Genomic DNA, 8257 nt, shown 5'->3' on the forward strand with positions numbered 1-8257 from the left:
GCATAATTATAAAACATATAAATCCTCTTTTGAACATATTCTTATCTATACTAAATGAAAAATTTTTATTCAAAAAATTTCACTCCTCTATAAACTTATAACTCAAAGCAAATCATTTTTTTAGATTTTATATTTTAATTCTAGACTTATAAGCAAAATTTCACTTTGATTTTTTCACGGAAATATAATATTTCTTTATGGTTAATATATTCATTCCCTTTTTTCTTTCATACTTTATAAAATCTGATATTTTTTTGATTAGAAAAACACCAAGTCCTCCAATTTCTCTCTCCATAATGTCACAACTTAAATTTGGATCCTTTTCCTTTATGGGATTAAACTCTACTCCATAATCACACATTTTCAACGTAACACAGTTATCAATAATACTATACTCATATCCTATCATCATTTCTCCATTTTCTTTGTCGTCTGCATATGCATAACTTATTATATTCATCAAAACTTCTTCACATAAAAGCCGTACTTCCATATCTATATGTTCTGTTACCTCTACATCTCTTTTCAAATTATTCAATATGAAATCAATCATTGTGTTCAAGTTATTTATTGTAGCTTCTTTTTTTAACCATTCCATAAAATCACCTACACTATTATTTTTCTTATAGCAGCTATTTTCCCAAAAGAATTATTATACTTCTTGGATTTACCACTATTTTACTTTGATCTTCTATAGGTATCCTTATCTTTTCATCAAAAATATCTCTTCCATATTCACATGAAGTATTACAGAATATATACCATTGTTTATCTTCTGGTATTACAGGTAATTCATAAATATGCATCTCCCAATGCATATTTATTGCCATATATATAAACGTATCTTCTTCTAAGTTATACTTGTGCTTATCTTCAACATACATAAGTGCAAGTGAAAGATTATCATTTGAAACATTAAAACTCCATGGTTTTTCTCCATGCCATGATAGTTCCGGATAGCCTGTCCCATTATTTTTTATATCATAAGTACAATTCATTATTACGGGATGAGATTTTCTAAACCTTATCATTGCTTTGAAATAATTATATATATCATCATGCCTCTTTAAATTATCCCAGTTAAGCCATGAGATCTCATTATCTTGACAATAAGCATTATTGTTTCCAAATTGCGTATTGCAAAACTCATCACCAGATAATATCATAGGTATTCCTCGACTCATAAGTAATATTGTCACTGCATTTTTTATCTGTTTTTTTCTTAATACATTTGTTGAAACATCATCAGTCTCACCTTCGACCCCGCAATTCCAACTATTATTGTCATTCGTTCCATCTCTGTTATCTTCTCCATTTGCCATGTTATGTTTCTCATTATATGAGACAAGATCATACAAAGTAAAACCATCATGACATGTTATAAAATTGATGGATGCATTTGATGTTCTTTGATTATATAAATCTTCAGACCCTTCCATTCTTTTCATAAATTCAAGTGCTACACTGTCACCTTTTAAAAATTTTCTCACAGTATCTCTATATTTTCCATTCCATTCAGCCCATCTTCCCCATGAAGGAAAATTTCCAACCTGATAAAGCCCGCCTGCATCCCATGCTTCAGCTATAAGCTTAGTTTTAGATAAAATTGCATCATGAGCTAAAGTTTCAAGAAGAGGTGGATTTTTCATTGGCGCACCAGCTTCATCTCGTGATAAAATGGATGCAAGATCAAACCTGAATCCATCTATATGATATTCAGATACCCAATACCTTAAACAGTCCAGTATACAGTTTCTCACAATAGAATTATTACAATTTAATGTATTTCCACATCCACTAAAATTATAATAATGTCCATCAGGAGTAAGAAGATAGTATGTTTTATTATCTATTCCTCTATATGATATATACGGTCCCTTTTCATTGCCTTCTGCAGTATGATTGAATACAACGTCAAGTATTACTTCAATTCCTGCCTGATGAAGTTTTTTTATAAGATTTTTCAATTCATCAGCTTCCATTCCATATTTCCCTGTAGCTGCATATCCTGCTTTAGGTGCAAAAAAATTTACTGTGCTATATCCCCAGTAATTATACAACCTTTGTCCATCTACTACTCTTGAATTTTCAAGTTCGTCAAATTCAAAAATTGGAAGAAGCTCAATACAGTTTATTCCTAGTTTCTTGAGATATGGAATTTTCTCTCCAAGTCCTGCAAATGTACCTTCATGTCTTACACCGCTTGTTTTATCTTTTGTAAAACTTCTGACATGAGTTTCATATATCACAAGTTTTTCCATAGGAATCTCAAGGGGTTTATCACCATCCCAGTCAAAATCATCATATATTATCCTTCCCCTATGCTGAAATTTGTTATTTTCATCGATTTCCTCTCCCCATATAATTCTTCCTGAAACAGATTTAGCATAAGGATCAAGAAGATACTTTTCTTTATCAAACCAAAAACCTTCTCTTGGAGAATATTTTCCATCCATTCTATATCCATATTCAATGTTTTCATAATCCACATCAAATACAATCATAGAAAAAACATCTCCTATTCTGAATTCATCAGGAAATGGTATTACTGCATATGGCTCTTTTTCTCTTTTTTTAAAAAGAACAAGTTCACACGAAGTTGCATATTTTGAAAATATAGAAAAATTAACGCCATTTGGAACAATGGATGCTCCATATGGAAGAACTTTTCCTATTCTATATTTTATTCCATCTTTCTCATGAGTAGGATAGCTATCAACTCTTATCATTTATATAATCCCTCCTCTATTTTTATAAATATGAATCTAATAATACAAAGAAATTCTGCAAAAATTTCTTCATTTATTTTATATTGTTAACCCCAACATATATTAGTTCTCAAACCCCTTAAAAATATTTCCAAAGCCTGTCATTTCCATAACATCTTTTACTTCTTCCACAAGATTTATTATGCTCATATGTCCACTCTTCATTTTTATTCTCTTTCCTATAGTAAGAAGTGTTCGCAGACCTGCACTTGAAACATATGAACACTGGCTCATATCAATAGTTATATCATCAGCATCCTGTATTACATCAAGTATTTTTTCTGTCACTTCATTGCTAGAATTACTATCAAGTTTTCCTTTTAATTCTATATATTTTTTACTATTAATATCTTTAATATTGACTTCCATGCTAATCACAACCTTTTGTTTATATCGTTATTCCTTATTACTGTATAATATTGAATATAATTGAGATTTATATAATTGCAATTACAAACGATTTAAATTTGTATAATCATTCAACTTAAATAATTTACAATTTTTCAATTATATATATTTAATTATAACACATGTTTCCTTATTTCTCCCAAATCATTTTGACTAATTGACAATTTTATTATTGCTAATAATAAAAGATTAAATTATAAAACTATATTTCTATAATAATATATGTATAAAATTATTGATTTGCTAAATATTAACAACTCTAATTCCTATAAATAATTTCTGTTTCAAAATTCAAATCATATATTATTGCTGTGAATTATATTTCTATATTTCAAACTTTATTTATATGTATTAAATAAATTTCAAATATACTTTTAGCCCTGCAATACATATGCTATTTTTATGCAAAAAAAATTGCCAGGCATACTGCCTGACAGTTTTATCAATTATTATGCAGATACTTCTTCAATACGCACTTCTTTTCCTTCTACAAGAAAATCCACAAATTTTTCTCCATATGGAAGACATATTTGTATAAATGGTCCCGTACATGCCATTGATAGAACAGTTCCAATTCCTATCTTTCCTCCAAGTACAAAGCCGCCTATTAAAAATACTGCATCTAAAGCTATTCTAACCCATTTGTATTCGATTTTAAGTTTATCAACAAATATAAATGGAACTATATCATTTGGAGCTACTCCAAGATTACTTGCCGATAATATTGAAAAACCTATCGCAATTATAAAACAACCAAAAACAACCAAAAACATTTTTACAAATAAATTATACGAATCTACTGGAAAATATGAAATAACTTTAACGCCAAAATCTATTATAGGCCCTACTCCAACAACACATATTAATGTCCCAATATTTATTCGTTTTCTTTCAACACACAATATTGCTATAAACATTATTGTTAGAATGATCATGTTTGCAACTCCAGGAGTTACACCCATACCCCCTGAAATAAAATTCACTATAAAATTACTGCTTAACCCTGTATTATCCAGAGTTTTTGCAAGTCCCTGTGTAAATACTGTAAAACTATCTGATCCTATATTTGTCTTTAAAAATAATGCTACTCCAAGTTGAATTATACTCATCCCTAGAAAAAATAATACAATTCGCTTCACTAAATTAATTCCTTGTTTCATTTATACCTTCCTTTGCTTAATCAAATGTATATATTTATATATATTTTTTACATAATTGTTTAAAAACATATGTAATCAATATCACTGTTACTATACTACAATCTAGAATGATATTTGTCAATAGATTTTAAACGTTTTCTTTTATTTTCAGTCAATATCATTTATATTGATATTTAAGCATATATTTCCAATGATTTTTTGAACTAATTCAGTCATTTTCCATTAATTTCAATCTATTGCCTCCAAATCTATAAAACAATATCCATGCTACACTTATACCTAATCCTGCAATAATAAACCCTTAAATCTTAATTATCTATTTAATCATAAAAAATATAATAAATAATAATATTGAATTTTTACAAATCTAAAAAAATCAATTTGTATTAATAAAAATATGTAAAAAATTAAGCTTGCAGCAACCTCATATTTACTGCAAGCTTTTAAAATTTTTCATACTTCTATCTTCTATGAATTTATTTTATTTTAGATTTTATTCCTTCGTAAAGATATATAAGATACTCTACATTAAATCCTTCATTTTTAACCTTGTTTATTCTTTCTTCAGCCATTCCTATTGTAAATTTTGCTTCTCTGTAATCTTTATCCTTGATACAATTACTTGTATATTCTAAAAGATAGTCAGCTTTTAAAACATCTTCTGCCAAATCTTTTCTTTCTGCATTTACCAGTTGTACAAGCAATGAATAAATCTTAGGAGATGTAGTATTCTTAGCATCTTTCAATATATCAGTATTTCTACTGCTCTTCCTTGCCATGATATTTTCACCTCATTTCAATGGAATTATATCAAATAAGTACATTTTAATGCAACAATTTAAATAATGTACTTATGTTTAAGATTACAATTTTATATATTGACTTTAAATTTTTAATCAAATTTATAAAAAATATTCATTACTTATAATACTTGCAGTCAGTTTTTATATATAAAGTATTAATTTAAAATGCATTTCTATTTTTTATATCATCCATATTAGCTTAAGTGTCAAAAAATAAGTCAAAGTTATGTAGTACATATAAAAATATCAAAGAAGTCTTGAAAAGATGTCATCATTCATTATAAATTATACATTGTTAATTGTGATATGTATTATCCTTTTATAACTGTTCAGCTTTATTTATATATTCTCTTATTACATTACATGAATTATTAAATTTTTGTTTTTCTTTAGCATTAAGATTTATCTGTACAATCTCTTCTATTCCGTTTATTCCTATTATACATGGAACACTTGCAAATACATTTTCTTGTCCATATTCACCATTTAACATAGTCGTTGCAGGAAGTATCTTTCTTTCATCATGAAATATTGTCTTAACAATTTCAGTAAGTCCGACCCCTATGCCAAATTCAGTACATCCTTTTCCTTCAATTATTTCATATGCTGCCTGTGCTGTTTTATGTTCAAGCTGATCCAAATCAATATTTTTAAATATTTTATTTCCATCTTCTATAAGTTCATATACATTCTTACCCCCAAATGATATATGAGACCATGGAACCATCTGAGAATCACCATGCTCTCCCATTGTATATCCTTGTATTGATTTTGCATCAATGCCTGTTTCATTGGAAAGTATTCTCTTCAATCTTGAAGAATCAAGAGTTGTTCCAGTTCCAAACACCTTATTTTTAGCAAAACCTGTCTTCTTCAATATATAATAAGAAACAACATCTACAGGATTTGATATAACTATCATAATTCCATTAAATCCACTATTGATTATAGGTTCTATAATAATATCAACTTCCTTTATTGTGCCTTCCAAAAATTCAAGTCTGCTCTTATCTGGTTCAGGTGGCACTCCAAGACTTATAACTATAATATCTGCATCACCACAGTCTTTAAAATCTCCTTTTCTTACCTTTACTTTATGTGGAATATATGAAATAGTATCACTTAAATCAACTGCTTCTGCATTTGCTTTTTTTCCTATTTTATCAATCATTATAATTTCATCACAAACACCTTGAAGTGCTAATGAAAAAGCACAATGAGAACCTACATTTCCACTCCCTACAATAACTACTTTTCTTGTTTTAATCGCCATAACTATCACCGCCAGTTTTTTTATATTATTATATCACCTTACAATAAATTATAAAATATAGTATCTTTATGTTAACTTATCATTAAATTCAAATATTATTTATCTGTTGCATGATTTTATAATGATAAAAATCAGCGTGAAAATCCAAAAAATATTTCCGCGCTGATCTTTAAACATAATACCTTTTGTAAACCTTTAATCAACATACGTCGCAAAGATTTTCAATAATATTATTTCTATTGTTTTCTTTTATCTTATTAAACACAGCATCAAGTATAACTCTTTGCATATTTGGTGAATTTTTATACAATTCATCTATATTGTTTTGATCACCACTGCTATAAATTATTTCACTTAAATACCTGCTTATATGAATTTCATTAATATTATATCTTCCATTATAATTATAAACTTCATTTATAATCCACTTATTATTTTGATTTCCTATGACTTTTTCAAAAATGTCAAAAGTATCTTTTAAAGATATCTTATATTTTTTTATAAGTTCAAAAAAATTAGCCAGTTTCATATTAATTTCACTTATATCATTATTTTTCTTTATTCCAGCAAAACTTGATATGTATCTTGCATCATTCATTAATGTATGTCCAATCAAGGAAATCTCTTGATGATTAAATGCCAAATTAACACTATTATGAAGTATATTCATAATATATATTATCATAAAACAACCTCCACAAATTATTTTTATTAGAATACGTTTTCATTTATCATTTTACACTATTTTTTATTATATTTCAAACATTTTTTTATTATATACATATCATATATCGCAATCGGCGTTTAATACTTTATATTTATACTATTTATGAATTAACAACCACACAACAAATTTGTATTTATTTAAAAAAAAATCTATGTTATTATAAAATTGAAATGTTAATTTATAGCATTTCAATTTTATAATAACACTATATTTTCTTGTTTGGAGGGATAAAAATGAATTACGAGATTTTACATGAAGGCACTTTCCCAATAGTTAAATGCCATCTTGAGACTGGTGAACAGATAAAAGCTGAATCAGATGCAATGATTACAATGTCACCTACTATTGATGTTACTGGAAGTGCAGAAGGAGGAATTTTAAAAGGTCTTGCTAGAATGGCTACAGGTGAAAAATTCTTCTTCCAATATCTTTCTGCTAATAGAGGTTCTGGTGATATTATATTTGCTCATGCTCTTCCTGGAGACATAATGCCAATAGAGTTAAATGGTACAGGCCTCAAGATTCAAAAAGATGGTTTCCTTGCTGCTACTATGGATGTAGAAATTGAAACAAAAGTTCAAAATCTTACTAAAGGATTATTTTCTGGAGAAGGTTTCTTTGTTTTAGGTGCAAAAGGAAATGGTACTCTTTTTGTCAGTAGTTATGGAGCAATTCATCAGATAAATCTTAATCCTGGTGAAGAAATAATAATTGATAACTGTCACCTTGTTGCTTGGGATGAAACTCTTGAATATCAAATTGAAAAAGCATCTAAAAAAGGCTGGATAAGCAGTTTCACATCAGGTGAAGGTTTAGTTTGTCGTTTTAGAGGGCCAGGCCGTGTATTCATACAAACTCGTAATCCTGATGGAATGAAAAGCTGGATTTCTAAAATGGGATTTAAAATTGTATAATATATTAAAAATAAATTTTTCAGAAAAAAACACTATCATATCATCAATGTTAAATGATATAATAGTGTTTTCAATTTCTAATTTTTAGTATCAGTTGCTTCTGCAGTTTCAGTAGCTTCAGTATCATTTAGTACTCTTCCAGCATACTTCATATTTGATGTAGAAAGCTGGCTTATCTTAACAACATCCCCAGTATGAGGCGCA

8 protein-coding genes are annotated in these 8257 nt (G+C 27.9%); 1 reads left to right on the forward strand and 7 read right to left on the reverse strand.

The annotated features are described in order from the left end of the window. Window positions 1-160: 160 nt before the first annotated feature. The 7 genes from Q0F58_RS15525 to Q0F58_RS15555 form a co-directional block, all read right to left on the reverse strand. Entirely contained in the window at window positions 161-598 is a 438-nt protein-coding gene (locus tag Q0F58_RS15525) for an ATP-binding protein (RefSeq protein WP_294378550.1), read from the reverse strand. A gap of 34 nt (window positions 599-632) precedes the next feature. After that, window positions 633-2729 (reverse strand): glycogen debranching protein GlgX, encoded by a 2097-nt coding sequence (gene glgX, locus Q0F58_RS15530; RefSeq protein WP_294378552.1) that lies wholly within the window; start codon window positions 2727-2729, stop codon window positions 633-635. Between the two features lie 102 nt (window positions 2730-2831). After that, complete coding sequence (locus Q0F58_RS15535; protein WP_294378553.1) at window positions 2832-3137, reverse strand: STAS domain-containing protein; 306 nt, start codon at window positions 3135-3137, stop codon at window positions 2832-2834. Window positions 3138-3625: 488 nt separating this feature from the next. Further along, complete coding sequence (locus tag Q0F58_RS15540; RefSeq protein ID WP_294378555.1) at window positions 3626-4336, reverse strand: YitT family protein; 711 nt, start codon at window positions 4334-4336, stop codon at window positions 3626-3628. Window positions 4337-4812: 476 nt separating this feature from the next. Continuing rightward, entirely contained in the window at window positions 4813-5115 is a 303-nt protein-coding gene (locus Q0F58_RS15545) for a hypothetical protein (RefSeq protein WP_294378557.1), read from the reverse strand. A gap of 343 nt (window positions 5116-5458) precedes the next feature. Continuing rightward, entirely contained in the window at window positions 5459-6412 is a 954-nt protein-coding gene (locus Q0F58_RS15550) for an L-lactate dehydrogenase (protein WP_294378558.1), read from the reverse strand. Between the two features lie 199 nt (window positions 6413-6611). Next, complete coding sequence (locus Q0F58_RS15555; RefSeq protein WP_294378560.1) at window positions 6612-7097, reverse strand: hypothetical protein; 486 nt, start codon at window positions 7095-7097, stop codon at window positions 6612-6614. Window positions 7098-7372: 275 nt separating this feature from the next. Here Q0F58_RS15555 and Q0F58_RS15560 point away from each other — a divergent pair, with 275 nt between their 5' ends. After that, entirely contained in the window at window positions 7373-8053 is a 681-nt protein-coding gene (locus Q0F58_RS15560; protein ID WP_294378562.1) for a TIGR00266 family protein, read from the forward strand. Window positions 8054-8257: the final 204 nt, after the last annotated feature.

Origin of the sequence: uncultured Clostridium sp. (assembly GCF_934754915.1) — a bacterium.
In the GTDB taxonomy this organism is placed as follows: domain Bacteria; phylum Bacillota; class Clostridia; order Clostridiales; family Clostridiaceae; genus Clostridium.